Below are 26,882 nucleotides of genomic sequence, written 5' to 3' on the forward strand. Positions count from 1 at the left end.
TTCATCCTGCCAGTTGGTCCATTTTACGCGCCAGCTTGGCATCCAGCGGCGTCAATCCGCCCGCGTCATGGGTCGTCAATGTGACCTCGACGCGGTTATAGGTGTTGCTCCATTCGGGGTGGTGATCCCATTTCTCCGCCCAGATCGCCGCACGGGTCATAAAGGCGAAAGCCTCGGGGAAATCCTCGAAAGTGAAGGTCTTGCTCAACGCATCGCGCGTCTGCTCGACCTGCCATCCGGTCGCCAATAGCGGCTCCAGCAGGGGGCCGCGTCCGGTGTCGCTCAAGCGGTCGGTCATTGATTTTCCTTGTCATTGTCGTGATGGGTTTTGCGAAACGGGCCGTAATCCGTCAGCACCTCGATGTCTTGGTCCACGGCGCGCGCCTCTTCGCCGAGAAACTGCGCCACGGCGCGGGCAAATCCGGCCTCGCCGATCCAGTGCAGCGAATGGGTTTTTACCGGCAGATAGCCGCGCGCCAGTTTGTGATCGCCCTGCGCTCCGGCTTCGACGCGGCCAAGCCCCTGCGCAATCGCGAAGTCGATGGCGCGGTAATAGCACAGCTCGAAATGCAGGCACGCGTGATCCTCTATGCAGCCCCAGTATCGACCATATAACGCGTCAGCGCCGATAAAGTTCAACGCGCCCGCGATAAATCGCCCGTCGCGCTCGGCCAGCACCAGTAAAATATCGTCTCGCAAATGCGCCTGCGCCTCGTCGAAAAACCCGCGCGTCAGGTAGGGCGTGCCCCATTTGCGCGCGCCCGTGTCTTGGTAAAAGGTCCAAAACGCATCCCAATGTTCGGGGCGGATCTGGTCGCCTGTGAGCATATGGATTTGCCCGCCAAACTGCGCCGCCTGCGCGCGCTCCTTGCGGATGTTCTTGCGTTTGCGCGCCGAGAGCGAGGCGAGAAACCCGTCGAAATCGGCATAGCCCGCATTGCCCCAATGGAACTGCTGGCTGGCGCGGGGCATCAGCCCCATCGCCTTGCCCGCCGCCGCCTCGTCCTCGGTGCAAAAGGTGATATGCAGCGAGGACAGATCGTTGGAGGCGGCCAGTTGCACTGCGCCCTGCACCAGCGCGCTTTGCGCTTCGATCTCATGGCCGCGCCGCACCAAAAGCCGCCGTCCCGTCGCGGGGGTATGGGGCACGGCGATTTGCAATTTGGGGTAATAGCGCCCGCCCGCCCGCTCAAACGCATGGGCCCAGCTGTGATCAAAGATATATTCGCCCTGACTGTGCGATTTGGCATAAAGCGGCGCAACGCCGATCACCTCTCCGGCGCGGCGCGCGACAAGGTAATGCGGCTCCCATCCGGTGCCGCGCCCGACCGATCCGCTGTCCTCCAGCGCCTTGAGAAACCGGTAGGTGGTAAAGGGATCATCGGGTCGCCCCTGCGCCGCCTCGGGGCAGGCGCAGGCGTCCCAATCGCGCGGCCCGATCTGGGCAATCGCGCTTACGGCTTCAATTTCAATGGCTGTCTCGCTCATGGCACCTATCTTTGCGCCTCGCGGCCCCTTTGCCCATCCTTGATGTCCCAAATGGGGCCTGCGGGCGCGGGATCAAGCGCGAATATCAGGCGCATAGCCCTCGAATGTGATGTTTTCGGCGACGCGGCGGGCGGCGGCCTCTTGCGCGGCCGAGCGGACGGTCCAGCACAAGACATGCGCCCCGCGCGCCTGAAGCTGCGCCACCCGAGCGCGGCTCAGGTCCGCGGCTTGGTGGCTGATGAAACTGGCGCGCGCCGTGTCATAATCCTCGATCTCGCGCAGCTGGTCGCGCCGCGCCTCGGCCACGCGCGGCCAATCCTCGGCGTTATAGTCACAGGTGACAATCCCGCGCGCCACGTCAGGGGCCAAAGCGGCCATTTTGATCACCGAATGCGGGTTGAACGACATCACCGCCGCCGCACCGTCATAGCCTTCAAGCGCCCTTGCCACCGCCTCTTCGAGCCGCCCGATAGCGGGGCCAAGCGCGCCGTCCTGATCCTTGATCTCGATCAGCAGCGCCGCGCGCCCCGCCACGATGCCGAGCACCTGCGCCAGCGTCGGGATGGTTTCGCCGTCCCCGCCTTTGAGGGCGATTTTGCCCAACTCCTGCGCGTCCTGCGCGGCCACCGGCCCCTGCGCGCCGGTCAGCCGCTCCAACGCATCGTCGTGAAACACCATCGCCTCGCCGTCGCGCGACAATTGCACGTCGATCTCGATGCCATATCCGGCCTCGATCGCCGCACGGATCGCGGCACGCGAATTTTCGGGGCGCCCTTGGGCTAGATCCCAATAGGCCCGATGGGCCAATGGCGCGCGCAAGAAGCGTTCGGGCAAGGGGGTCATTTGACTTGGAAGATCGCTTCGATTTCCACCGCCACACCCAAAGGCAGCGAGGCCGCCGAGACCGCCGAACGCGCGTGCCGCCCCGCATCGCCCAAGACCGCGACCATGAAATCGGAGGCGCCGTTGATGACCTGTGGCTGCTGGGTGAAATCGGGGGTGGAATTGACGAAACCGACCAGTTTGACCAACCGCACCAAGCGCGACAAATCCCCGCCGCAGGCGGCTTTGGCCTGCGCCAGAAGGGAGATCGCGCAGGTCTGCGCCGCCGCCGCGCCGTCCTCGACACCAAGATCAAGGCCAAGCTTGCCGATGATCAACCCGTCAGGGCCGTTAGAGATTTGCCCCGAGACATGGACCAGATCGCCGACCTGCACAAAGGGAATGTAATTGGCCGCAGGCGCAGGGGCCTCAGGCAAGGTGATGCCCATATCGGCAAGGCGGGTTTCGATCATATTGCTCATCGCGCGGCTCCAAATCGGCAGGCCCAAATCGGGCGGATCACCGCCAAGCTAACCCGCGCCGCGCCCCTTGCACAGGGGCAAATCACCCGCGCCGCCGCCCCCTTTGCGGCGCTATTCGCGAAAGGCTTTGGTGAAATAATCGGTGAAGGGTTTGACCAGATAGGCAATCGGCGTGCGGTCCGCCGTGCGGATAAACGCCTCCACCGGCATGCCGGGGATCAGCGGGGATTCGGGCGGCAATTTCGCCTGCTCGCCCTCCGAAATCACGATCTCGGCGCGGTAGTAGGACAGGCGCGTCGCGTCGTCCTGAAACGCATCGGCAGAGATTTGCACCACGCGGCCAACCAGTTCGGGCGTCGAGCGTTGGTCCAGCGCCGACATGCGCAAATTGACCTCTTGGCCGACGAAAATCTGGTCGATATGGATCGGTTCGATCTGCGCCTCGACGATCAGCGGGCGGTCTTGCGGCACGATGAACATCAGCGGATCGGCAGGGCGGATCACCGCCCGTTCGGCAAAGACCGACAGGCCGTAAACCACGCCCGAGACCGGCGAGGTGATCTCCAGCCGCGACAGTTGCTCGATCAGCGCGCGGCGCTGCTCGGCCAGTTCCAATTCACGATATTGCAGATCGCGCAGGCGGGTGATCGCCTCTTCGCGCCGCTGGGTGCCGAGCTTGAGAATCTCGAGGTCGATCTCGGTGATCCGGCCCTCGGCTTGGGCCTTTTGTGCCGTCAGATCGCCCGCCGATCCCAAAAGCCGCGCCTCCTCGCGTTGCAATCCCAAGACCCGCGCCGATTGCGCAAGGCCTCGATTCAAAAGCGATTTTTGATTGGCCAGCTCCTCGGCCAGAAGCGCCAGTTGTTTGCTCAGGGCCTCGCTTTGCGCGCTCAGCCCGTCGATCTGGTTGCCGATCTGGGCGCGGCGTTTTTGCAATTGCTCGGTGGCCTGTGCTTCGGAGAGCGCGCGCGCCTCCAAAAGCCGCATCTGGCCGCTGATCAGCCCCGCAACATCGCCGTTGCGTGCGCCTGCCGCGATGAGCAGCGGGTCGAAATCGGCGTTCAGCCGCCCATCGCGCTCGGCCTCCAGCCGCCCGCGCCGCGCCATCAATTCAAAAAGCTGCCCCTCGGTGATTGCCAGCCGCGAGCGCAATTGCGTGTCGTCGAGCCGCACCATCACGTCATCGGCGGCGACGCTTTGCCCTTCTTTGACCAAAACCGCCGCAACGACGCCGCCATCGGGGTGCTGCACGACCTGCCGGTTCTGATCGACCTTGATCTGCCCGCCCGCGATGATCGCGCCGGAAATCTGCGTGAAACTGGCCCATAGGCCAAAGCCGAAGATCAAGATCGCCAAGGCAATCAGACCGGTCATGAGCGGTGCGCGCGCGGGCCATTGATCGGCGCTCGCGCCGCCCGCGGTCTGGCGGCGCTGGGGTGCGGGGGCCGCGCCTGACGTCGCCTGCGCCCCAGAGGATTGCGCGGCGCGGTTTTGCGGCGCCGGCGCGCGGCTCGGGGCGGGTTTTGCAGCCGTCATCGCACACCTCCAGGGGTTTTGCTTGATTGGATTTGTTTATGGTTTTGAACCACTTCGCGCAAAACATCGTCTTTGGGGCCATAGGCCACGCGCCCGCCGTTCTCCAGCATCAAAAGCATATCGCATTCTTGGATCGCCGAAGGCCGGTGCGCCATGATCAGGATCGAGCGCCCTTCGGATTTCATCTGCCGGATCGCACGGTTGAGCGCTTGGCTGCCCTCGTTGTCGAGGTTCGAATTGGGCTCGTCGAGCACCAAAATCGCCGGATCGCCATACATCGCCCGCGCAAGGCCGAGGCGTTGGATTTGCCCGCCTGACAGCCGCCCCGAGGTGGCGCTCATTTGCGTGTCATAGCCTTGCGGCAGCTTGAGGATCATCTCATGCGCATCGGCCTTTTTCGCCGCTTTGACGACTTCGGCGGGATCGGGGGTCATCGACAGTTTGGCGATATTCTCGGCGATGGTGCCGTCGAAAAGCTGCACCCTTTGGGGCAGGTATCCGATGTGCTGGCCCAGAACATGCGGGTCGTAATTGTCTAAGGAGGCCCCGTCGAGGCGGATTTTGCCCGCCGCAGGCCGCCATGCGCCGGTGAGCGCGCGCGCCAGCGTCGATTTGCCCGCGCCCGAGGGGCCGATCACGCCCACCGCTTGGCCAGGGGCGACGGTAAAGCTGAGCATGCGCAGCGCGGCTTGCGCCTCGCCGGGAGGGACGATGGTGACCTGTTGCACTTCGAGCAAGGCTTTGGGTTTGGGCAAGGGGGTGCGCGCCGCAGGCGGGGGCACCTCGCCCAAAAGCTCGGTCAGGTTTTCCCACCCTTTGACCGCGCGCTGGACCAAGGGCCATTGCCCGATGGCCAATTCGATCGGCGCCAAGGCGCGGCCCATCAAGATCGACCCCGCGATCATCGCACCGGCGCTCAGCTCGTTTTGCAGCACCAGATAGGCCCCGAGGCCGAGCATCGCCGATTGCAAGAACAGCCGGAAGGTTTTGGTCGAGGCGGTGAACAGCCCGCCCAGATCGGCCGCTGCCACATGCTCTTGCAAGGCACGCGCGCGCAGCTTTTGCCAGCGGTCGAAAGCGGCATCGCGCATCCCCATGGAATGCACCATCTCGGCCTCGCCGCGCATCTGGTCGCTGACCGCTTCGGAATGGACATTGGCCATGGCGGCACGGCCTTGCGGCTGGCGTGTGGTGATCTGGTTGGCGATGGTGAGCGTCACCAGAACCACACCGCCCGCCAAGGCCAAAAGCCCCAGCCACGGGTGGAAGATCGCTATCGCGATCAAAAACAGCGGCGTCCAAGGCAGATCGAACAGCGCCATCAGGGCGGGCGAGGTCATCAACCGCTGCACCGCTTCGAGATCGCGCAGCCCCGTGGCGCTATTGTCATCTGGGCGCAGGGCGGATTTGAGCAGCACCGCCTCGAAGACCCGCCGGTCGAGCCGTGATTGGAACCGCGCGCCCACACGGGCCATGACACGCCCGCGCGCGTAGTCCAAAATCCCCATAATCGCATAGAGAAACAGCACCAGAACCGAGAGCGCGACCAGCGTCGCCACCGAACGCGAGCCGAGCACGCGGTCATACACCTGTAGCATATAGAGCGGGCCGGTCAGCATCAGAAGATTGGCAAAGAAGCTAAAGAGCCCGACGGCCCAGTAAAGCGTGCGGCTTTCCTGCCTTGCGCTGCGCAATTCGCGCTGGCCCGCTTCGATCTGTTGTTTGGTGCTCATGAGCGTGTTTTCGCCTTGTTGCGATTATTCGATTTTGGTCAATTGACGGGCAGTTTAAAATACAATCTGACCGATGGGTGGTTTCTGTCGCCAATTGGCCACATCTTGCCGCGTTTTCCGGCGCCAAGGGTGGGCATTGCGCGGCGTTCCTCTAGATAGGGTCATAAGCTCAATAGCGCGGAAATTCCATTGTCTTATTCACCTGTGCGCAAGCTGCTGCGTCCGATCCGCAACGCCTTGTTTCTAACCGGACTTCTTGGCCTGATGGCCTGCGCGACCCCCGAGGGCGCGCAGCTTTCCGATGGTGTGTGGGATCCTGACGAGGCGGCGAACCGCCGTGTCCACGCGTTCAACAAATCCCTCGACAAGGCGATTTTGGCCCCTGCGGGCAAAGGCTATGTCTCGATTGTGCCGGCCCCTGTGGTCTACGGCGTGTCGAATTTTTCCGACAATCTCTCCTTGCCTGGCACGGTTGTGAACAACCTTTTGCAGCTTGATCTGGGCGGCGCGCTCAAAAACACCGCGCGGTTTGCCTTCAATACGGTCGTCGGCGTGGGCGGTATTTTTGATCCGGCGGGCCTCATCGGTCTGCACGAAAAAGACACCGATTTCGGCCAGACCCTTGCGGTTTGGGGTCTGCCCGAGGGCAGCTATCTCGAACTGCCGGTGCTCGGCCCCTCGACGCAGCGCGCCGCCGCAGGCAAGGCCGTCGATCTGGTGACCAACCCTCTGTCCTATGTTTTGCCCGATCCTGAAAAATACTATGGCACCGGTGCCAGCGTCTTGTCGCGCCTTGGTGATCGCGGCCATTATGGCGATGCTTTGGACGATCTGTATAACAACAGCGCCGACAGCTACGCCGCCGCACGCTCGATCTATATGCAAAACCGCCGTTTCAATGTGGGCGAGGAGGAGGGGGCCTATGCCGATCCCTATGCCGACCCCTATGGAACTGCCGAGTAAGACGATTATATAAAGCCGGTATGCGCCGATCCGCGCCCCGTTTCGAGGAACCGAAGAATGAGTAAACTGTCACGCCGCCGCTTTTCATTGACCGCCTTGGCCGCGCTGGGCCTGTCGGGGGCGGCCTTGCCGCAAGCCGCATGGGCCTTGAACGACGCGCAGGCCAAAGCCTTGGTCGACAAGACCGTGGCGGAAATCAACCGCGTGATTTCCTCGGGCAAACCTTTGGGCGCGATGATTGCCGATTTCGAGAAAATCTTCATCCGCTACGCCGATGTGAACATCATCGCGCAATCGACGCTGGGCGCCGACAGCCGCCGCGCCAGCCCCGCGCAGCTGCGCGATTTCACCAATGCGTTTCGCGGATATGTGTCGCGCAAATATGGCAAGCGGTTCAACGAATTCGTCGGCGGTGTGATCACCGTCCAAGGCGTGCGGAAGGTCAAAAGCTATCACGAGGTGATTTCCACCGTGAAGCTCAAGGGCGAGGCGCCTTTCGAGGTGAAATTCCTCGTCTCCGACAAATCGGGCAAGGACCTGTTCTTTGACATGATCATCGAAGGGATCAGTCTGCGCCTGACCGAGCGCACCGAAATCGGCTCGATGCTGGACCGCCGCAAAGGCGATATCAACGCGTTGATCGCCGATCTGAAAAAAGCCGGCTGATACCCCGCGCGCCATGACGCATACACCGCGCGCGATGACGTAAAATAACGGCCCCCTCCCTTGCGGCGCGGGCCGTTTTTGTGCGCGGGTCATGCGGGCGGGTGGATTGTTTCGGTTCCGCGCTTGATTGATGACATTGAAACTTCTCGGCACCGTGGCGCTCTGTGCCACTGCGCTCACCGGCGGCACGGCGCAGGCCGCTTTGATCAACAGCTATGATTTCGACGGCTCCTATGCCGACACGCTCGGCGCGGGCAATGATCTTGTCGCCTCGGGCGGCACGATCTCGGGCGGCGAATATATCTTTTCGGGCAACCAAGGTCTGCGCCTCACCGATGCCTTGCCCAGCACCACGGATTACGCCATCGAGCTTGGCTTTTCGGTCACCGATTCCGTTGGCGGCTATAACAAGCTGATCGATTTTCAGGATCTCGCCTCCGATCTGGGGCTCTATATCTATAGCGGCACATTGGATTTCTACACCACCGGCGCCGGTGGCGGCTCGATCTCGGTGGGCCAAGACGTTGTGGTCGGCTTTGCCCGTTCGGGCGGGGTTCTGTCCTATTACCTCGACGGGGCCTTGATCGCGAGCGCGGCCGATACCGCCAACCAAGCCGTGTCGGGCGCCAATGTGCTGAACTTCTTCGAGGATGATTTTGCGACCAGCCAGAGCGAGAGCTTCGCGGGCGCGGTGGATTACATCCGCATTCACGACAATATCTCGACCTTCGGCGCCGAGCCGGCTCCTGCCGTGCCGCTGCCTGCGGGTCTGCCGCTCCTCTTGGGTGGTTTTGGTCTTCTGGGCCTGATGCGCCGCAAATCCTGAACGGCGACGTCGACTTGAAAACAGCGGCCGGTGCCTTGGGTGCCGGCCGTTTTGCTTTGCGCGGCTCATATGCGCCGATGCGCTCTCGCCCACGCGGCCGCCTCCGCCTCCGCCGTGCGGCGCGGGGCTAGCGGTTGCCCAAAATATCGCCCAACAGCCGCTCGATCGCGTTGCGCGGTCTTTGCGGTTGCGCCTGCGCGGGGGCGACTTGGCGCGGCGCGGCGCGCGGGGCAGGGCGCAGCATCGGCAAGGGGCGCGCTTCGGTGCCCTCATGCACGCGCACCATGGTTTCGTGCCAGATTTCCGCAGGCAGCCCCGATCCCGTGACCCCCGTCAGCGGCGTATTGTCGTCATATCCCATCCATACGCCGGTGACGTAATCGGCGGTAAACCCGAGGAACCACGCATCGCGCGCGGCCTGTGTGGTGCCGGTCTTGCCCGCCGCCTCGCGCCCCTCCAGACGGGCGCGCCGTCCGCTGCCGTTTTCGATCACGTTATGCATCATATAGATCAACTCGCGCGCCGCATCCTCGCGGATCACCCGCTCGCCGATGCCGGTGCCGCCATTGTCCATCAAGGCCTCGCTCTCGCCTTGCAGGCGCAATTCGACCAATCCGTAGGGCGTCACCGAGGAGCCGCCGTTCAAAATCCCCGCATAGGCGCCGGTCATCTCGATCAAAGTGCTTTCCGACACGCCAAGCGCCAAGGCAGGCCCCGCCGCCAGATCGCTTTGGATGCCGAAATCCTCCGCCACTTTGCGCACCATATCCAGCCCGACGCTTTGCGCGACCTTGATCGCCGGAATGTTGAGCGAATTGCGCATGGCCTCGTTGAGCGTCACGATGCCGTGGAATTTCTTGTCGTAGTTTTGCGGCGACCACGGCCCCGATCCGGCGATATTGATGGTCAAAGGCGCATCCTCGACCGTGTCGTCATAGCTATAGCCAAGCTCGAGCGCGGTGGCATAGACGAAGGGTTTGAAGGCCGATCCGGTTTGGCGCAGGGCTTGAGTTGCGCGGTTGAAGGCGCCCGACACTTTGGTTTTGCGCCCGCCCACCATGGCGCGCACCGCGCCATCGGCGCTCATCACGATGATGGCGGTTTGCGCTTTCGATCCCTCGCGCACCTTGTTTTCAAAGATGTAATTCATCGCATCTTCGGCGGCCTTTTGCAGCCGCTGGTCGAGCGTCGTGCGGATCACCACATCCTCGGTGGTGTTGCGGGTCAAAAACTCCGGCCCTGACGACATCACCCAATCGGCGAAATATCCGCCCGCCTTGGCCTCTGCGGCCTCGGACAATTCGGCCGGATTGTCGAGCGCATTGCGCGCCGCCGAATCCGACAGATAGCCTTGGTCATGCATCAACCCGATGATCAGCGCCCCGCGCTCTTGGCTCAGTTCGAGGTTATTGGTCGGGGCGAAACGCGTCGGCGCCTTGAGCAATCCGGCCAGCATCGCCGCCTCGGCGGGGTTGACCTCGGCGGCGGATTTGCCGAAATAGCGTTGGCTGGCCGCTTCGAACCCGCGCGCCCCCGCCCCGAGGAAGGCGCGGTTCATATAGACGGTGAGGATATCGTCCTTGGAGTATTTGACCTCCATCGCCAAAGCATAGGTCGCCTCTTTGATCTTGCGCCACAGCGAGCCTTGGCGGCAATCGTTCTCATAGGCGGTTTCACTTTTCCAATCCTCGGGCACATAGGGCACGCCCATGCACAAAAGCTTCGCGGTCTGCTGGGTGATGGTCGAGCCGCCGTTGCCCGACAAAGGTCCGCGCCCCGCGCGCAGGTTGATGCGCACCGCCGATGCGACGCCGCGCGGCGAGACGCCGAAATGGCGGTAAAACCGTTTGTCCTCGGTGGCGATAATGGCGTTGCGCAGATGCGGCGAGACGGTTTGCGCCGTCACCACGCCGCCGAATTGATCACCGCGCCAAGCAAAGACATTGCCCTCGCGGTCGAGCAACGTCACCGACCCGCGCGCCCGCCCGTCCAAAAGCGCGTCCAGATCGGGCAGGGTCGAGGCAAAATAGCCCACGCCAAGCGCAAGGATCATCGCCGTCACCGCGCCCACGCGCCACCCGATGCCCCAGATCATGCGAAACACGAACCGAAATACGCCCAAGACAAAGGCCGCAATCGGCCCGCGTTTGCGCGCGGGGCTGCGCCGTTTGGGGGCGGCTTTCGCGCGCGCCGGTTTGGCGGCCTTGGGTTTTGGCTTAGGCTTAGGCTTGGCCTTGGAATAGCGTTTGTCCGCCACCAAAGGCGGACGACGACGACCTGAATCACTCATGTATTGCCCTGCTCGGCATTGTTGTTTGGCGGCACAATACAGGCAAAGCGCGCGGATGTTGAGGCAAAGCCCGCGCTGCGGGCGTTAAAATTTCGATCAAAATTTGAGCAACAAAATTAATATGCACAAAAAATAGGCGCGAGAGGCGGGTTTTGCCCAAGACCAGCCCCGCATTGCCTTCCCCCACGGCGCAATAGCGGCTTTTCCTGAGCGGGCAATTCGCGGCGCAAGCTGTGACAAGTAACTGAAGGGGACCAAGGTGAAACTGATTATTGCAACAATCAAACCGTTCAAGCTTGAGGAGGTCCGCGAGGCGCTGACCGAAATCGGCGTGCGCGGGATGATGGTAACCGAGATCAAGGGCTTCGGCTCGCAATCTGGCCACACCGAAATCTATCGCGGCGCCGAATATGCCGTGAATTTCGTGCCGAAAGTGAAACTCGAAATCGTGGTCAGCGCCGCAATGGCCGATCAGGTTGTCGACACGATCACCAACACCGCCAAGACCGGTAAAATCGGCGACGGCAAGATTTTTGTTCTGGACGTCCAGCAGGCCGTGCGCGTGCGCACCGGCGAGACGAACGGGGACGCGCTGTAAGCGGCGCCGAGGGAAAGGAAAGACTTATGAAAACTCTCACGAAACTTGGGTTGACCGCTGCGCTGATCGCGCTGCCCAGCCTTGGCCTTGCGCAGGATGGCCCGACGCCGGGTGTCAACGCATCGACCGACACTGTGTTTATCCTTAACTCGCTGCTCTTCCTTGTTGGCGGTTTTTTGGTGTTCTGGATGGCTGCTGGCTTTGCCATGCTCGAAGCCGGTCTGGTGCGCTCCAAAAACGTCACCATGCAGTTGATGAAGAACATCGCGCTCTTCTCGCTCGCGGCGATCTTCTACTACCTTATCGGCTATAACCTGATGTATCCGCTGGGCACATGGTCGGTTGACGGCGTGCTTTCGGGCGTTTGGGGCCCTGGCGTTCTTGAAGCCGTCGGCGTGACCTCCGATGCGGCGGATGACTATTCCTATGCCTCCACGGGTTCGGATTTCTTCTTCCAGCTGATGTTCTGTGCCACCACGGCTTCGATCGTTTCGGGCACTTTGGCCGAGCGCATCAAACTGTGGCCCTTCTTGATCTTCACGATCGTTTTGACGGCGGTGATCTACCCGCTGCAAGCCTCGTGGAAATGGGGCGGCGGTTTCCTTGACCAAGCCGGTTTCCTCGACTTCGCCGGTTCGACCGTTGTGCACTCGGTTGGCGGTTGGGCCGCTTTGACCGGCGCGCTGATCCTCGGTCCGCGTATCGGCAAATACACCAAAGAAGGCCGCACCGTGCCGATCCCCGGCTCGAACCTGACGCTGGCGACTTTGGGCACGTTCATCTTGTGGCTCGGTTGGTTCGGTTTCAATGGCGGCTCGCAGCTGGCCATGGGCACCGTGGGTGATGTCGCCGACGTCAGCCGTATCTTTGCCAACACCAACACAGCCGCGGCTGGCGGTGCGATTGCCGCTCTGATCCTGACGCAGATCCTCTATAAAAAGCCGGATTTGACCATGGTTCTCAACGGCGCATTGGCGGGCCTCGTGTCCATCACCGCCGAACCGCTGACCCCCTCCTTGGGTGCGGCCACCTTGATCGGCGCTGCCGGCGGTGTGATCATCGTCTTCGCGGTTCCCTTCCTCGACAAGCTGAAAATCGATGACGTTGTCGGTGCCATTCCGGTTCACCTGATCTGCGGCATCTGGGGCACCATCGCGGTTGTCTTCACCAATGGTGATGCGTCGCTGGGCACCCAGCTCTACTCGATCATGGTTGTGGGTATCTTCACCGTCGTCACCTCCGGTGTGGTCTGGTTCATCCTCAAGGCCGTCATGGGTCTGCGGGTGTCCGAAGAAGACGAGATCAACGGTCTCGACCTCGCCGAACTGGGGATGGAAGCCTATCCCGAATTCTCCAAGGGCTGATTACCTCCTTCCGATCAGTCTTTGACAAGCACTTCCCGGGCGCTCGCGCCCGGGATTTTTGTTTTGAGGGGGTAGAGAGTGGGCCGCGGGCCGCTCCTGCGCGCTTTGGCGTGATGCACCGCCCATCGGCGTGATGCAGCGCCCTTCGGCGTGATGCGCCCGTCGGCTTACTGCGCCGCGGCCAGAGCCTCGCGGCATTTGGTAATCATGAATTCGGTAAATAGCTGCACCTTGGGATCGCGCAGCTTGCGGCTCGGCGTCAGGCAGGCCAGCCGCGCAGGCACCGGCGGCGTCGCGGCGGCCACTTCGACCAATGCGCCGCTGGCCAGATGTTCGGCCACCTCGAAACGCGGCTTCATCATGATCCCCGATCCGCCCAAAGCCCATCCGGTCAACACATCGCCATCGTCGCTTTCCATCGGTCCGCTGACCGCATAGGCGCGCGGGCCGCTCGCGGTTTGCAGGCTCCAGCGAAATTCGCGCGCCCCTGGAAAGCGCAGGTTCAGGCAATCATGCCCCGCCGCGATCAAATCCTCGCCATCCTTCGCCATCCCGCGCGCGGCGATATAGGACGGCGCCGCGCACAGCAGCCGCGCGCAATCGGCAATCACGCGGATTTTCAGATCGCTATCGCCCAGCGGCCCCAGATGAAACGCCAGATCAAGCCCTTCGCCCATCACATCCACCACCCGATCCGACAGGCGCAGCCGGATGTCGATCTCGGGGTAGAGCGCCTTGAACTGCGGCACCGCAGGCGCGATGAGCCGCCGCCCGATCCCCAAAGGCGCGGCGACGAACAACGTGCCGCGCGGGCTTTGGCTGGCCTGCATCACGGCGGCCTCTGCCGTGTCGATCGCCTCCAAGATCGCGCAGGCCCCGTCATAGAACAACCGCCCGTGCTCTGTCGGGCTGAGCGAGCGGGTGGTGCGGTTGAACAGGCGCACGCCAAGGTGCTTTTCCAACTCGCCGATCCGCGCCGAGGCCACGGCGGGCGAGCTGCGCTGATCACGCGCTGCCGCGCTCATGCTGCCCAACTCATAGACACGGACGAACATTTTGACGTTGTTCACATAGGCCATTTTCAATGCCTTCTTGAAACTGCTGGTGTTATTTGCAGGATTAACAAAAAGGCGGCCGCTGCGATAGCCTTGGCAAAACCGTGACCCGACAGGAGAGATGCGCGATGTATGATCTGGCAGCAATGGGCGAATGGATCGAATTTGCGGTGCGCTGGGTGCATGCGATCACCGCCATCGCGTGGATCGGTTCGTCCTTCTATTTCATCGCGCTGGATCTGGGCCTGCACCGCGACCGCAATCTGGCCTCCGGCGCGGATGGCGAGGAATGGCAGGTCCACGGCGGCGGCTTTTACCATGTGCAAAAATACCTCGTCGCCCCCGATGCCATGCCCGATGACCTGATCTGGTTTAAATGGGAAAGCTACTCTACATGGCTGAGCGGCTTTGCCCTTCTGGTGCTGGTCTATTACCTCGGCTCGGAATTCTACCTCGTCGATCCCGCCGTGGCCGATATCGCCGGATGGCAGGCGATCTTGATCTCCATCGCCTCGCTGGCCTTTGGCTGGCTCGCCTATGACCGCATCTGCAAATCGCGCTTTGGCGATGACAACACGCGGCTGATGGTGCTGCTTTATGTGATCCTTGTGGGCATGGCCTATTTCTACACATCGGTGTTTTCGGGCCGCGCCGCTTTGCTGCATCTGGGGGCATTTACCGCCACGATCATGTCGGCGAATGTGTTTTTCATCATCATGCCGAACCAGCGCATCGTCGTTGCCGATCTCAAGGCGGGGCGCACGCCGGATGCCAAATACGGCAAGATCGCCAAACAGCGCAGCACCCATAACAACTATCTGACCTTGCCGGTGATCTTCTTGATGCTGTCGAACCATTATCCTTTGGCTTTCGCATCAGAAATGAACTGGCTCATCGCGGCGCTGGTGTTTTTGATGGGGGTGACGATCCGGCATTATTTCAACTCGCTGCACGCGCGCAAAGGCAATCCGACGTGGACATGGTTGGCCACTGCCGTCTTGTTCATCGTGGTGATGTGGCTCTCCACCGCGCCGATGTTCCGTTCGGGCGAGCCCGAAGAGGCCAGCGGCGCCGCCTTGCGCTTTGCGCAGGCCGAGGGTTTTGCCGAGGTGCATGACATCGTGCTGGGCCGCTGCTCCATGTGCCACGGCGCAGAACCTGCGTGGGAGGGGATGCATTGGCCGCCCAAAGGCGTGCGGCTGGAGACCGAGGCGCAAATCGCCCGCCAAGCGCGCGAGATCTATCTGCAAGCGGGGTTGACCCATGCCATGCCGCCCGCCAACCTGTCCTATATGGAGCCTGCCGAACGCGCCAAAATCGTCGCGTGGTATCGCGCCGCCACCGGCGGCTAGGCGCAAGCAAGCGCAATTTTCGGGCGGTGAGCCGCGCGAAATCCACCGTGGATAACTCCCATCTTGTCATAGTCGAATCGCGCGATCCTATGCTAAGTCTTGGGGCATGTCCCAAGCGCACCCCTATATGAGCGATCCTACCGCCCCCGATGCCCCCGCCCCCGTGATCCGTCAACTCGATGAGGGGGCGATCAACCGCATCGCGGCGGGCGAGGTGGTCGAACGCCCCGCCTCGGCGGTCAAGGAATTGGTCGAGAACGCCATCGACGCGGGCGCGCGGCGCATCGAGGTGGCCTATGCGGATGGCGGCAAAACCTTGATCCGCGTCACCGATGACGGCTGCGGCATCGCGCCCGAGGACCTGCCCTTGGCCATGTCGCGCCATGCCACGTCGAAGATCGACGGCTCGGACCTTCTGGACATCCACACCTTCGGGTTTCGCGGCGAGGCCTTGCCCTCGCTCGGCGCGGTGGGGCGGCTGAGCATCACCTCGCGCGCCAAGGGGCAGGCCGCCGCCGAAATCCGCGTCGCGGGCGGCAAGACCGAAGCGGTGCGCCCTGCGGCTCTGGGCGCGGGGACGGTGGTCGAACTGCGCGATCTGTTTTTCGCCACCCCTGCGCGGCTCAAATTCATGCGCACCGACCGCGCCGAGGCGGGGGCGATCACCGCCACGGTCAAACGCCTCGCCATGGCCGAACCCTCGGTCGGCTTCACCCTGCGCGATGTGTCGGGCGGCGGCGAGGGGCGCGTGGTGTTTCGCGCCGATCCCGAAAACGGCGAATTGTTCGAGGCCCTGCACGGGCGGCTGGCGGCGATTTTGGGCCGCGAATTTGCCGAAAACGCCCTGCGCATCGATACCGAACGCGACGGGCTGCGCATGACGGGCTATGCCGCTTTGCCGACCTATTCGCGCGGCTCCTCGGTGGCGCAATATCTCTTCGTCAACGGCCGCCCCGTCGAGGACAAGCTGCTGTTCGGCGCCCTGCGCGCCGCCTATTTCGATTTCCTGAGCCGCGACCGCCATCCCGCCGCAGCATTGTTCATCGATTGCGACCCGCAGCTTGTCGATGTGAACGTCCACCCCGCCAAATCGCAGGTCCGTTTCCGCGATCCCGCCCTTGCGCGCGGGCTGATCGTCTCGGGGCTGCGCCATGCCTTGAGCGAAGCGGGCCACCGCGCCTCGACCACCGTCGCGGGCGCGACCTTGGGCGCGTTTCGCGCCGAGGGCGCAGCGCCCACGGCCAATGGCGCGGCGCGCATCTACCAGATGGACCGCCCCTCATTGGGCGCGCGCATGGCCAGCTATGCCGCCCAAGCCCCCGCCGCATCAGAGGGTGGATTTGCCGAATTCGAGAGCGGATTTTCGGGCGGGTTTCTGGGCGGCGCATCGGGCCGCATCGAGGCCCCCGCGCAAGAGGACGCCCCCGAGGTCCAAGACCTGCCGCTGGGCGCGGCGCGCGGCCAAGTGCATGAAAACTATATCATCGCGCAGACCGCCGATGGCATGGTCATCGTCGACCAACACGCCGCGCATGAGCGTTTGGTCTATGAAAAACTCAAAAAGCAGATGGCCGAAAACGGCGTCGCGGCGCAGGCCCTTTTGATCCCTGAAATCGTCGAAATGTCCGAGGGCGATGCGGCGCGTTTGATGGAACATGGCGAAGACCTCGCCCGCCTTGGCCTGACGCTTGAACCCTTTGGCGGCGGCGCCATTGCCGTGCGCGAAACCCCCGCGATCTTGGGCGAGGTCAATGCCCGCGCGCTGGTGCTCGATATTCTTGACGAATTGGCCGACCAAAACGAAAGCATGGCCGTCCAAGTCCGCATCGAAGCCATCCTCAGCCGCGTCGCCTGTCACGGGTCGATCCGCTCGGGCCGCCGGATGCGCGCCGAGGAGATGAACGCCCTGCTGCGCGAGATGGAAGCCACGCCGCATTCGGGCCAATGCAACCATGGCCGCCCCACCTATGTTGAACTCAAACTGGCCGATATCGAGCGGCTGTTCGGACGCACATGATCGAGATTTCCGGCCACAGCTTTGCGCTCAATGACCCGCTTGTCCTGCTGATCGGCGGGGCGGCGCTTTTGGTGTTGTTCTTGCTGGTCCAGACCGCCCGCGCCGCCGCGCGCAGCGCCCGCATGGCCGAACCTTTGGCCCAGCAGATGGTGGCCTTGGGCCAACGGGTGCAGACCCTTGGCGACGGGCAACAACAGCTTGCCGGCGGGTTGAGCCATGTTTCCGAAGCGCAGGCCGCCTCGCAAACCGCGATGCTGCAACTGATGGAAAAACGCCTCGCGCAGGTCTCCGAGCAGATGCAGGAAAACCTGCACGGCAGCGCGCGGCGCACGGCGCATTCTTTGGGCGAATTGCAAGAGCGGTTGAAAACCATCGACAAGGCGCAGGACAATATCACCAAATTGTCGGGCGATGTTTTGAGCCTGCAAGACATCTTGTCGAACAAACAGACCCGCGGCGCTTTTGGCGAAATCCAGCTCAACGATATCGTCTCCAAGGCCCTGCCCAAGGACAGCTATACGCTGCAAGCGACGCTCTCGAACGGCAAACGCGCCGATTGCCTGATCCATCTGCCCAATCCTCCGGGGCCGATTGTGGTCGACAGCAAATTCCCGCTGGAGGCCTATGAGGCGCTGCGCAATGCTTCGACGCAGGACGAATTGAACCGCGCGGCGCAGGGCATGCGCGCCTCGGTCAAGGCGCATATCAAGGCGATTTCCGATAAATATATCATCGAGGGCGAAACCGCCGACGGGGCGCTGATGTTCCTGCCCTCCGAAGCGGTTTACGCCGAGCTGCACGCCAATTTCCCCGCCCTTGTGCGCGAGGGCTTTGCCGCGCGGGTCTGGATCGTCTCGCCCACGACCTGCATGGCGACGCTGCACACGATGCGGGCGATTTTGAAGGACGCAAGGATGCGCGAACAGGCGGGCAATATCCGCCGTGAACTGGCGCTTTTGCACGGCGATGTGGACCGTTTGGGCAGCCGCGTCGAAAACCTCGACCGCCATTTCGGCCAAGCCAGCAAAGACATCGCAGAGATCAAGATATCGGCCGACAAAGCCGGACGGCGCGCGCAGCGTCTGGACAATTTCGATTTCGAAGAATTGGCCCCCGACACCCCCGAAACCGCCACCGCCGCTCTGGCGCAGGCCGCCAAAGCGGTGGAGTAGGGGGCGTCCGGCCCCGCAATCGGGCCGCATGCCCGCGTTCTGCCCCATTGAGCGATGCTGCGCGATGCGCGCAGGACCTGTTGGTGAATGTTCGGGATATTGTGTTGCGGCCTTACTGAGGGCGGGGTTGCATTGCCTGCTCAAGAACCGCATGTGCATCCCATCTTTTGAAGAACTTCGCGTAATAGACGGGTTGGCGCGGCTCATACTCGTGATCAAAGCGCATCGGATCCGCGCCACGAGCCAGAAGGTGGCGGATGACGCGCGGTGACGACCACATCGCCGCAGTATGCAAAACGCTTTCGCCCAATGTCGCGGACAAATTTATATCCGCCCCGGCTTCAATGAGCAGGTCGATCAAGCGCATTGTGACCTCGGCTCGCGCGCTCTGGCTGCGATTGTTCAAGGGATCCGGATCGCCTTCGATCTGCAGGACGTGCTTGAGAGGTGTAAATCCTTGATCATCAACAAAGTTGATTTCAGGTTTCTTGCTCAAAACCCATGCCACGCAGGCTTCGTTCGCCCAACCGATCGCCGTGCTCAATACCTCGCGCCCCCCGTCCCCGTCGGCCCAAGGCAGATCAGACACGCGTTGCGAAAGCTCATCCAGAAGGGCGATATCGCCATCGAAAAGGGCGTCGTAAAACTCGTCTTCGCTCGACATTTATGCGCGTTCCGGATTTGCGGTTTTCCCCGTTCTATCACGAAACCGCGCGTCATCTAACGCGCAATTGCGGCATCGCGCTCAAGGGTGCCATGGCGGGACCTCTGCGCTGTGCCTCGCATCGCGCCTGTTGCCCATGAGCTGCGCCCTAAATCTTGAAGAACGGTTGCAGCAAGCGGGGCAAAAATCCGTTGAACCGGAGCGGCGCGTCGGTGGCGGCGAGGCAGATGCAATCCTCGCCGATATCGGCGATTGGCGTGTGGGTGTCGGTCTCATCGGCGATCTCGATGTCACCGGCGGCAAAGCGGTCCTCTTCGTCGCGAAACGCGCCTTTGAGCACCAAGGTCAATTCTGTGCCGCGGTGGCCGTGGTCGGGCATCGCCGCCCCTGCGGGGATATAGAGCAAACGCACCGAGGCCTCTTTGGAGGTGGGCAAAATCGCCTGTTTCACACCCATGCCGAGCGGGCGCCATTTCACCGCATCCAGATCGCCGCCGATGTAATCTTGGACGGGGGCGGGCAGGGCGTTGGCGGATTTGCGCGCCGGATCGGCCGGTTTGGCCGCTTCGGCCTGCGCTGTGGGCGCGCCCGATTTGATCCGCGCCAACGTCGCGGCAAGGCTGCCCTGCGCCATCGCGCTTTGCGCATTGCCCTCCAGAACCGCGCCGCCAAGCGCATCAAAGCTCTGGGCGCGGGCGCGGCACTCGTCGCACATCGACACATGCGCCGCGATCACAAGGTTAAAGGCCTCGGGCAGGCTGCCCGCCGCATAGCCCATCAACAGGGCGTCATCGAGATGGTGTTTGATCTGGTCTGTCATGGCATCGCGTGGCGCAAACGGTCAAGCGCCAGCCTCAATCTGGATTTAATAGTGCCGAGCGGTAGCCCCGTCTCGGCGGCGATTTCGGAATGGCTCAGATCGGCGAAATAGGCCCGCTCGACCAAAGCACGTTGTTTTTCGGGCAGCGTCGCGAGGGCCTCGGCCAATTGCGCGCTTTCTTGTTGCAGGCCCAAAACCTCCTCTTGCGGCGGCTCGGGCTCATGGCCCCACGGCAGGTCTTCTGGCTCGGGGCGGCGCTGTTTGCGCAGCGCGTCGATGCGACGGTTACGCGCGATGGTGAAAATCCATGTCGCCAAAGAGGCCCGCGACGGATCGAACAGATGCGCCTTGTGCCACAGCGTCGTCATCACCTCTTGGGCGCATTCCTCGGCCAATCCGCCCTCGGCCCCCGACCGGATGAGATAGCCTTTGATGCGCGGCGCGAAATGGGCAAAGACCTCGGCAAAGGCGGCTTCGTCGCGGGCATCGCGGATGCGCTGCATCTGGGGGATCCAGTCGCGCTCGGGCTGGTCTTTTTGTCCTGTCACCCGTTTAGCCTTCGCCTTGGTGGTCCTCTTGCGATGATCCATAGCACAGGATGCCGCGCGCGGCGAGAGAGCCGCGCCGCTGTCTTGCGGCGGGCGGTGATCCAGAAGATCGCTCAACTCATGGGCGCGGCTGTCTTGTAACATGGGATGTCTACGCAGCCCGCGCCAAGGCGGATCAGTTTTGTGGCGATTTTTTTGCCCGATGTTTTGCTGGGCGTTTTGCTGCGCGGATTTGCGCGGGGGGCAGCGCGCGGGTGATCGGGCGCGCCAAACCTGTTCTTCGCGCCGCGCGCATGCGCAAGAAGATCGCCAAAAGTGATCCGAACCCGCCGCGCCCGCGTAAGTTTATTGCACCGATGCAATATCGACGTGATACCGACGTCATACAGACCGCCCGAAACGGGCCAATTTCAAGGACTTGCCCATGCCATTCGAACAGACCCCGACGCGCCGCCGCATCGCAATTATCGGCGCAGGGATCAGCGGCATGGGAGCGGCATACCGGCTCTCTATGCGCCACGACGTCACCTTGATCGAGGCCGAACCGCGCCTTGGCGGCCATGCGCGCACCAAGATTGCCGGACGAAATGGCGACCAACCCGTCGATACCGGATTCATCGTGTTCAACTACGCCAATTATCCCAATATGGCGCAGCTTTTTGCCGAGCTGGACGTGCCGGTATGCGAGAGCCGGATGAGCTTTGCCGCCTCGCTGGATGGCGGGGCATTCGAATACGGGTTGGACACGTTGAACGCGGTCTTCGGGCAGCGGTCAAATGTGGTTTCTGCGAGCTTTATCAAGATGTTGCGCGATATCACGCGGTTTAACGCCAAGGCGCTCGAAGCCGCTGACGACCCCGATATGAGCGTGGGTGATCTGATCGCCAAACTGGGGCTGGGGGCGTGGTTTCGCGACCGCTATTTGCTGCCTTTGTCGGGGGCCATCTGGTCCACGCCGAAAGAGAAAATCCTCGACTTTCCCGCCGCTGCCATGGTGCAATTCTTTGAAAACCATGCGCTTTTGCACCACAGCGGCCAACACCAATGGTTTACCGTCCAAGGCGGCAGCATCGAATATGTGCGCCGTCTCGAGGCCGCTTTGATCGCCCGCGGCGCCCGCCTGCGCCTCGGTGCGCCGGTAAGCGGCGTGCGCCGCCACGCCGGCGGCGTCGAGCTGCGCATAGGGGGCGGCGAATGGGAAGGCTTCGACGAGGTGATCTTTGCCACCCATGCCGACGATAGCCTTAATTTATTGAGCGATCCGAGCCCCGAAGAGCGTGCCGCCTTGGGCCAGATCCGCTATCAACCCAATGATATTGTGCTCCATGCCGATGCCAGCGTCATGCCCAAACGGCGCCGCGTCTGGTCGGCGTGGAACTACACCGAAGCGCCCCAGCGCCGCAGCGGACAGATCGATCTGACCTATTGGATGAACGCCTTGCAGCCGATCCCGCAGGACGATCCGATGTTCGTCACCCTCAACAGCCAACGCCCGATCCGCGAGGCGTTGATCTATGACAGGGTCACCCTGCGCCATCCGGTCTATGATGGTGCCATGTTCGCGGGGCAAAAAGCCGTAAGGCATTTGAATGGCACGCAAAATACATGGTTCTGCGGCGCGTGGATGCGCCACGGGTTCCATGAGGACGGGCTGACCAGCGGGCTTGAGGTCGCCGATCAGATCGAAGCGCGCCTGCCGCTGCCCTTGGCCGCAGAGTGAGACCGCACAGTGAGACCGCAAAGCGAGGCACAGATGGGCCGGATCGACCATATTGCAGGCCACACATGGCACGGGCGCAAGGGCGCGGTGGACAATAAATTCCGCTATGGCGTGGACTATGTGCTCTTGGACGCCGAGGCCGAGGTCAAAGCGCCACGGCTTTTCGCGCGCAACCGCCGCGCGCTGGTCTCGCTGCTTGACCGCGACCACGGCGGCGCGCCAAAGCGCGGGCGCGGCGCGGCGTGGGTGCGCGAGGTCTTGGCGCGCGAGGGACTGCAAGCCCCTGAACGTATTGAGATTTTGGCGCAGCCGCGGGTGTTGGGCCATGTGTTCAATCCGGTCTCTTTCTGGCTGTGCTCTGACGGAGAGGGGGCGCTGCGCGCGGTGATCGCGGAGGTGACAAATACCTTTGGCGACCGGCACAGCTACCTTTGCGCCCATGCGGACGGCAGCGCCATCACCGCGCAAACGCCGCTCATGGCGCAAAAGCTCTTGCATGTCTCGCCGTTCCAGCCGCAAAGCGGCAGCTATAGCTTCCGCTTTGACATCCGCCCTGATCACATCGGCATTCTGATCGATTATACCCGCGGCAATGATGCGGCGGCGGGCGGGGTGACGGCGACGCTGACCGGAGCGCGCAAGCCTTTGACGACAATGGGGATTTTGAGGATGCTCTTGCGCCGCCCCTTCGGCTCGCGCCGCGTGCAGGCGCTTATTTTCTGGCAGGCGTTGAAACTAAAGCTCAAGGGCGCGCGTTATCGTAGCAGGCCCGCGCCGCCCGCGCGCGAATTGAGCCGTTGATGCGAAAGGACCGCCCATGACCGACCACGCCACATCCGAAAAATCCGGCGCCGCTTGGGCGTCGAAACGCTATTGGCTGATCGGGGCGAGCGAGGGGCTGGGCGCCGCCTTGGCCCATCACCTGAGCCGCGCGGGGGTCGAGCTTGTGCTATCGGCGCGCAGCGAGGAGGCCTTGCAAGACCTTGCCGCAAAGCTGCCTGGTAAGGCCGAGGTGCAGGTGCTTGATGTCACCGATCTGGCCTCCGTCACCGCTGCGCATCAGGCGGTCGGCGAGGTGGACGGGGTGGTCTATCTGGCCGGTGCCTATTGGCCGATGAGCACGGGCGAATGGGACGCGGAAAAATCCGCGATTATGGCCGATGTGAACCTTGGCGGCGCGCTGCGCTGTTTGGGCACCATCGTTCCGCCGATGGTGGCGCGCGGCCACGGGCATGTGGTGGTGACCGGATCGCTGAGCGGTTTTCGCGGCCTTCCCGGATCGATCGGCTACACGGCCTCCAAGGCGGGGATCATGTCCTTGGCCGAATGTATGAAGGCCGATCTGCGCGGCACGGGGGTCAAGGTGCAATTGGCCAACCCCGGTTTCATTCGCACCCGTTTGACCGACAAGAACGATTTCAAAATGCCGCAGATCATGGAGCCCGAGGCCGCCGCGCGCGAGATCTTTGAACTGATGTGCTCAAGCAGCTTTGCCAAAAGCTTCCCCGCGCCCTTTGCATGGCTCTTTCGTTTGGCGCAATTTTTGCCCAGCGGGCTGTATTTCAGGCTCTTCTCCTGACCCGCGCGCATTTGCGCAGGATCAAAGACTGCACCGCCTGCCTGCCGCAAAATGGGGTCGACCCAAGCGCGAAAGGACGGTCGATATGTTGGAAATTTCGGTTAGGAAAGTCGCACAAGTGGCGCTTATGGCGCGCGAGCTTGGCCGCGCCGAGGGCGAGTTGCGCGGATTTATCGACACGCTCACCGAGGAAGAGGCGACAAGCCTCGTCGCGGTGATGTGGATCGGGCGCGACAGTTTCTCTGCGGACGAGTTGGAAGCGGCCATCGCCACCGCCGCCAATGAGGCCACCACCCCCGCCAGCGAATATCTCATCGGCACGCCGCTGTTGGCGGATCATCTGGAGGCGGGGCTGGAGGCGCTGGGCCTGTCGGCGTCTGAGGAAGAAGACGATCTGATGCGGCCCTGAGGCGCAGCGCCGCGATCAAAGCGCGGCGATATGCTTTGCAAACAGCGCCTCCGCGCGTTGCCACACCGGCCCCATGGCGGTCAGGTCCAAGATCGCGGGCAAAAGCTGCGCGGCGAAATCGGCCGAGGATTCGCGTGGCAGCATCGCGGGCAGGTTATCGATCGCCATAATGTCGAGCGGCGGCTGTTGCGCCACGCGCAGCACCGGCGCCTCCCATGTGGTGGCGCGCTGGTAGAGCGGCACGGGGTTGTAATCGCTATCGGGATCGCAGGCGATATCGCCAATCGCCGTCAGCGCGCGCGGGGCGTCAAGCGCATCCGGCCCGACGAAGACCGGCGTGCCAGGGCGCGCGTAGATACAGTTAAAGAAAATCTCATGGTCGAGGATTTGCGCAAAAGGGCCGCCCGATGCGGTCTCTTCCATGTCCCAAAGCGTGGTGGCAAGCCCCATCGCGGCGCATAGGTCCGCCGCCCCCGTGCCCACGCGCCCCTTGGCCCCGATGACCAAGGCTTTGGGCGATTTTTCCGCCGCCCCTGCCGCGCGCAGAGCCGCCGCAAGATCGGCGTTCATCGCTTCCTTGTCCGTATAGCTGCGCGCGGGCGGGCAGATCGCGCCGCTTTGCTGCGCGGCCCATGCGCGCAAGGTGACCGCCGCCCCCGCATAGCCCGCCCAATAGCCAAAGGCCGCGATCCGCCGCCCGTTTTCATCCGTCAGATACTCCAGATCGAGCAGCGTGCCGCCACCGGCGCGAAACCGCTCCAACAGCATGCGGCCCGAATGTTGCCCCTTATAGGCATGGCCGAACATGATGTGGCGATGGGGCAGGGGCGTGCCGTCATCGGGCAATTCCTTGAGGCCGAAAATCACCGCATCGCGCGGGGCATCGGGCCAACTGCCTTCGGGCGCGATGCGCGCTCCGGCGGCGCGGTAGCCCTCTATTTCGATAGCGCGCTGGCGGCTTTGCTCGACCGTCACGCGCAGCCCCGCCGCGATCAATTGCGCCGCCCCCTCGGGCGTCAGCCCCGTACGGGCCTCGTCGGATCGGGATTCGGCGCGTAGCCACAGGTGCAAGGCGGGAGAGGTCATGGATCGGCCCTTTGAAGGTGCAATATGGGACCGGCGCAAGGGCCGGATGGATTGGACCGCAATCTAGGGTCTCGGGGCGCAATGCTCCATCCCCGTAAAAGCCGCAATAAGGGTGTCGGTGCGGCGGGTATTTATCATGATAAATTGACAGCGCGCCAAAGCCGCGCCACAGTCACGCCAAACCGCGCGCCCGAAGGATGCCCCATGATACCCGTAAATCCCGACCGTTTTCTCGCCGATCTGCATGAACTGCGCGCCATCGGGGCCTCGGGCATCGGCAAGGGCGTGGTGCGCCCCGCCTTTAGCCGCGCGGATATCGAGGCGCGCCAATGGCTCGGCGCGCGTATGGCGCAGGCGGGGCTGTTGGTCGAGATTGATCCGGTCGGCTCGGTCTGGGGGCTGGCGCAGGCGGAAAAATCCCTGCTCATCGGCTCGCATAGCGATACGCAGCCCGAGGGCGGATGGCTTGACGGGGCGCTTGGCGTCATCGCGGGGCTGGAGATCGCGCGCGCCAGTATCGAGGCGGGCGGGCCGCCCGTATCAGCGGTGAGTTTTCAAGACGAAGAAGGCCGCTTTGGCGTTACCACAGGCAGCACGATCTGGTCCGGCGGTTTGTCGCTGGAGACGGCGGATGACTTGACCGACCGCGACATGATCAGCTTTGCGCAGGCGCGCGGTGCTATGGCGCATCTGGTGACGGGACCATTTGTCGATCCGGCGCGGTTCAGCGGCTTTTTGGAGATGCATATCGAACAAGGCCCGTGGCTTGATCAGGCGGGCGAGGCCGCCGCCGTGGTCAGCGATATCGTCGGCATCCGCGATATGCGCATCACCTTTGAGGGGCAACAAAACCACGCGGGCACCACGCCGATGCACCTGCGCCGCGACGCCTTCCAGGCGCTGGGAGCCTTTAACGCGCGCCTCGCAGAGCGGCTGCGCAATGTGGTCACGCCGCAAACGGTTTGGACCATCGGCCATGTGAACCTGAGCCCCAATGCCCATTCCGTCGTGCCTGGAAAAGCAGTGTTTTCGATGCAGTGGCGCGATGGGGATGCGGCGCGTCTGGCGCGGATGGAAGAGATCATCCGCGAGACCGCAAGCGAGATCGCGCAAGAGCATGGCATGGGCTTGGGCTATTCGTCGATGCTGGGCCTTGAGCCGGTGCCCATGGACGCAGCGATGCGCGCGGCGCTCGAAGCGGCGGCGACCGAACATGCGGCGGGGCGCTGGCGCAATTTGCAATCGGGCGCTCTGCATGATGCGGCAAACCTGTCGCGGCTCATGCCGGTGGGGATGTTGTTTGTGCCCTCAATCGACGGGATTTCTCATGCGTTTGAGGAGGACACCCGCGACGAGGATCTCACGCGCGGGCTGCATATCCTTGCAGGCGCGGCGTCGCGGATCGCGCCGAAGGGCGGTCAGGCCGCGCGGTCATAGCCGCGGCGCAGCGCGCTTTCGCGCCAACGGTCGGCGGCCTCGCTGGCATGGCGCAGATTGGCGAATATCGCCACTTCCATCCGGCCCCTGCCACCCTTGCGCCCCCATTCGCGCAGCACCGAGACCTCTTCAAACAGGTTGAACGCGATCTCGACGCGGTAGTAGCGCGCCGGACCTTTGGACGGTGTGTGATACATGAGGCAGCATGTCATGCCCCGAATCGTAGCGCCGCGCGATTCGCGGATCAAGAGCGCG

The 26,882-nt window shown here is 63.0% G+C and carries 26 protein-coding genes; 13 read left to right on the top strand and 13 right to left on the bottom strand.

Going from position 1 to position 26,882, the window contains the following annotated elements; translation table 11 throughout:
• Nucleotide 1: 1 nt before the first annotated feature.
• From ABWV64_RS13950 to ABWV64_RS13975, 6 genes are all read right to left on the bottom strand, one after another.
• Nucleotides 2-298, bottom strand: a complete 297-nt coding sequence (locus tag ABWV64_RS13950; protein ID WP_353346307.1) for a 4a-hydroxytetrahydrobiopterin dehydratase — start codon at nt 296-298, stop codon at nt 2-4.
• Nucleotides 295-1,488, bottom strand: coding sequence for a GNAT family N-acetyltransferase (locus ABWV64_RS13955; RefSeq protein ID WP_353346309.1), 1,194 nt, complete (start codon nt 1,486-1,488; stop codon nt 295-297). Before ABWV64_RS13955 ends, ABWV64_RS13950 begins: the two co-directional genes overlap by 4 nt.
• Nucleotides 1,489-1,560: 72 nt before the next feature.
• Nucleotides 1,561-2,331, bottom strand: coding sequence for a glycerophosphodiester phosphodiesterase family protein (locus ABWV64_RS13960; RefSeq protein WP_353346311.1), 771 nt, complete (start codon nt 2,329-2,331; stop codon nt 1,561-1,563).
• On the bottom strand, nt 2,328-2,792 hold the full coding sequence (locus ABWV64_RS13965) for a RidA family protein (RefSeq protein WP_353346313.1): 465 nt from the start codon (nt 2,790-2,792) through the stop codon (nt 2,328-2,330). Before ABWV64_RS13965 ends, ABWV64_RS13960 begins: the two co-directional genes overlap by 4 nt.
• Nucleotides 2,793-2,903: 111 nt before the next feature.
• Nucleotides 2,904-4,166, bottom strand: a complete 1,263-nt coding sequence (locus tag ABWV64_RS13970; protein ID WP_353346408.1) for an HlyD family type I secretion periplasmic adaptor subunit — start codon at nt 4,164-4,166, stop codon at nt 2,904-2,906.
• A gap of 158 nt (nt 4,167-4,324) precedes the next feature.
• On the bottom strand, nt 4,325-6,061 hold the full coding sequence (locus tag ABWV64_RS13975; protein ID WP_353346315.1) for a type I secretion system permease/ATPase: 1,737 nt from the start codon (nt 6,059-6,061) through the stop codon (nt 4,325-4,327).
• A 189-nt stretch (nt 6,062-6,250) separates the two neighbouring features.
• On the opposite strand from ABWV64_RS13975, the gene ABWV64_RS13980 reads away from it, so the two are divergent.
• From ABWV64_RS13980 to ABWV64_RS13990, 3 genes are all read left to right on the top strand, one after another.
• Nucleotides 6,251-7,024 (top strand): MlaA family lipoprotein, encoded by a 774-nt coding sequence (locus tag ABWV64_RS13980; RefSeq protein ID WP_353346317.1) that lies wholly within the window; start codon nt 6,251-6,253, stop codon nt 7,022-7,024.
• A gap of 57 nt (nt 7,025-7,081) precedes the next feature.
• On the top strand, nt 7,082-7,690 hold the full coding sequence (locus ABWV64_RS13985) for an MlaC/ttg2D family ABC transporter substrate-binding protein (RefSeq protein ID WP_353346319.1): 609 nt from the start codon (nt 7,082-7,084) through the stop codon (nt 7,688-7,690).
• Nucleotides 7,691-7,820: 130 nt separating this feature from the next.
• Nucleotides 7,821-8,516, top strand: a complete 696-nt coding sequence (locus ABWV64_RS13990) for a VPLPA-CTERM sorting domain-containing protein (protein WP_353346321.1) — start codon at nt 7,821-7,823, stop codon at nt 8,514-8,516.
• A gap of 127 nt (nt 8,517-8,643) precedes the next feature.
• Here ABWV64_RS13990 and ABWV64_RS13995 read toward each other — a convergent pair whose 3' ends face one another.
• Complete coding sequence (locus tag ABWV64_RS13995) at nt 8,644-10,806, bottom strand: transglycosylase domain-containing protein (RefSeq protein ID WP_353346323.1); 2,163 nt, start codon at nt 10,804-10,806, stop codon at nt 8,644-8,646.
• Nucleotides 10,807-11,065: 259 nt separating this feature from the next.
• Here ABWV64_RS13995 and ABWV64_RS14000 point away from each other — a divergent pair, with 259 nt between their 5' ends.
• Both ABWV64_RS14000 and ABWV64_RS14005 read left to right on the top strand, forming a co-directional pair.
• Nucleotides 11,066-11,404, top strand: coding sequence for a P-II family nitrogen regulator (locus ABWV64_RS14000; RefSeq protein ID WP_353346325.1), 339 nt, complete (start codon nt 11,066-11,068; stop codon nt 11,402-11,404).
• Nucleotides 11,405-11,430: 26 nt separating this feature from the next.
• Nucleotides 11,431-12,768 carry an ammonium transporter AmtB gene (locus tag ABWV64_RS14005; RefSeq protein ID WP_353346327.1) on the top strand — a complete coding sequence of 446 codons (1,338 nt, stop codon included), beginning with the start codon at nt 11,431-11,433 and terminating at the stop codon, nt 12,766-12,768.
• Nucleotides 12,769-12,935: 167 nt separating this feature from the next.
• Here the strand turns inward: ABWV64_RS14005 and ABWV64_RS14010 are convergent, their stop codons facing one another.
• Nucleotides 12,936-13,847, bottom strand: a complete 912-nt coding sequence (locus tag ABWV64_RS14010; RefSeq protein WP_353346329.1) for a LysR family transcriptional regulator — start codon at nt 13,845-13,847, stop codon at nt 12,936-12,938.
• A 104-nt stretch (nt 13,848-13,951) separates the two neighbouring features.
• On the opposite strand from ABWV64_RS14010, the gene ABWV64_RS14015 reads away from it, so the two are divergent.
• The 3 genes from ABWV64_RS14015 (at nt 13,952) to ABWV64_RS14025 (ending at nt 18,364) form a co-directional block, all read left to right on the top strand.
• Nucleotides 13,952-15,175: a urate hydroxylase PuuD gene (locus ABWV64_RS14015; protein ID WP_353346331.1), complete on the top strand. Its 1,224-nt coding sequence runs from the start codon at nt 13,952-13,954 to the stop codon at nt 15,173-15,175.
• 106 nt (nt 15,176-15,281) lie between these two features.
• Complete coding sequence (gene mutL / locus ABWV64_RS14020; RefSeq protein WP_353346333.1) at nt 15,282-17,192, top strand: DNA mismatch repair endonuclease MutL; 1,911 nt, start codon at nt 15,282-15,284, stop codon at nt 17,190-17,192.
• Entirely contained in the window at nt 17,189-18,364 is a 1,176-nt protein-coding gene (locus tag ABWV64_RS14025; RefSeq protein WP_353346335.1) for a DNA recombination protein RmuC, read from the top strand. Before mutL ends, ABWV64_RS14025 begins: the two co-directional genes overlap by 4 nt.
• A 112-nt stretch (nt 18,365-18,476) precedes the next feature.
• On the opposite strand, the gene ABWV64_RS14030 is transcribed toward ABWV64_RS14025, so the two are convergent.
• The 3 genes from ABWV64_RS14030 to ABWV64_RS14040 form a co-directional block, all read right to left on the bottom strand.
• A complete protein-coding gene (locus tag ABWV64_RS14030; protein ID WP_353346337.1) occupies nt 18,477-19,028 on the bottom strand; it encodes an ankyrin repeat domain-containing protein in 552 nt (183 codons plus the stop codon).
• A 148-nt stretch (nt 19,029-19,176) separates the two neighbouring features.
• Complete coding sequence (locus ABWV64_RS14035; protein WP_353346339.1) at nt 19,177-19,848, bottom strand: ChrR family anti-sigma-E factor; 672 nt, start codon at nt 19,846-19,848, stop codon at nt 19,177-19,179.
• Complete coding sequence (locus tag ABWV64_RS14040; protein WP_353346410.1) at nt 19,845-20,351, bottom strand: sigma-70 family RNA polymerase sigma factor; 507 nt, start codon at nt 20,349-20,351, stop codon at nt 19,845-19,847. Before ABWV64_RS14040 ends, ABWV64_RS14035 begins: the two co-directional genes overlap by 4 nt.
• Before the next feature lie 469 nt (nt 20,352-20,820).
• On the opposite strand from ABWV64_RS14040, the gene ABWV64_RS14045 reads away from it, so the two are divergent.
• From ABWV64_RS14045 to ABWV64_RS14060, 4 genes are all read left to right on the top strand, one after another.
• Nucleotides 20,821-22,116, top strand: a complete 1,296-nt coding sequence (locus tag ABWV64_RS14045) for an NAD(P)/FAD-dependent oxidoreductase (protein WP_353346341.1) — start codon at nt 20,821-20,823, stop codon at nt 22,114-22,116.
• Nucleotides 22,117-22,149: 33 nt separating this feature from the next.
• Nucleotides 22,150-22,917 (top strand): DUF1365 domain-containing protein, encoded by a 768-nt coding sequence (locus ABWV64_RS14050; RefSeq protein ID WP_353346411.1) that lies wholly within the window; start codon nt 22,150-22,152, stop codon nt 22,915-22,917.
• 16 nt (nt 22,918-22,933) lie between these two features.
• Complete coding sequence (locus ABWV64_RS14055; protein WP_353346343.1) at nt 22,934-23,695, top strand: SDR family NAD(P)-dependent oxidoreductase; 762 nt, start codon at nt 22,934-22,936, stop codon at nt 23,693-23,695.
• An 85-nt stretch (nt 23,696-23,780) separates the two neighbouring features.
• On the top strand, nt 23,781-24,104 hold the full coding sequence (locus ABWV64_RS14060; protein WP_353346345.1) for a DUF3775 domain-containing protein: 324 nt from the start codon (nt 23,781-23,783) through the stop codon (nt 24,102-24,104).
• 15 nt (nt 24,105-24,119) lie between these two features.
• Here the strand turns inward: ABWV64_RS14060 and ABWV64_RS14065 are convergent, their stop codons facing one another.
• Nucleotides 24,120-25,190 (bottom strand): saccharopine dehydrogenase, encoded by a 1,071-nt coding sequence (locus ABWV64_RS14065; RefSeq protein WP_353346347.1) that lies wholly within the window; start codon nt 25,188-25,190, stop codon nt 24,120-24,122.
• A gap of 204 nt (nt 25,191-25,394) precedes the next feature.
• Here ABWV64_RS14065 and ABWV64_RS14070 point away from each other — a divergent pair, with 204 nt between their 5' ends.
• Complete coding sequence (locus ABWV64_RS14070; protein WP_353346349.1) at nt 25,395-26,627, top strand: hydantoinase/carbamoylase family amidase; 1,233 nt, start codon at nt 25,395-25,397, stop codon at nt 26,625-26,627.
• Here the strand turns inward: ABWV64_RS14070 and ABWV64_RS14075 are convergent.
• Complete coding sequence (locus ABWV64_RS14075) at nt 26,609-26,839, bottom strand: WGR domain-containing protein (protein ID WP_353346351.1); 231 nt, start codon at nt 26,837-26,839, stop codon at nt 26,609-26,611. The two genes, ABWV64_RS14070 and ABWV64_RS14075, sit on opposite strands and share 19 nt — an antisense overlap.
• Nucleotides 26,840-26,882: the final 43 nt, after the last annotated feature.

It is taken from the genome of Litorivita sp. NS0012-18, from assembly GCF_040371945.1.
Lineage (GTDB): Bacteria > Pseudomonadota > Alphaproteobacteria > Rhodobacterales > Rhodobacteraceae > Litorivita.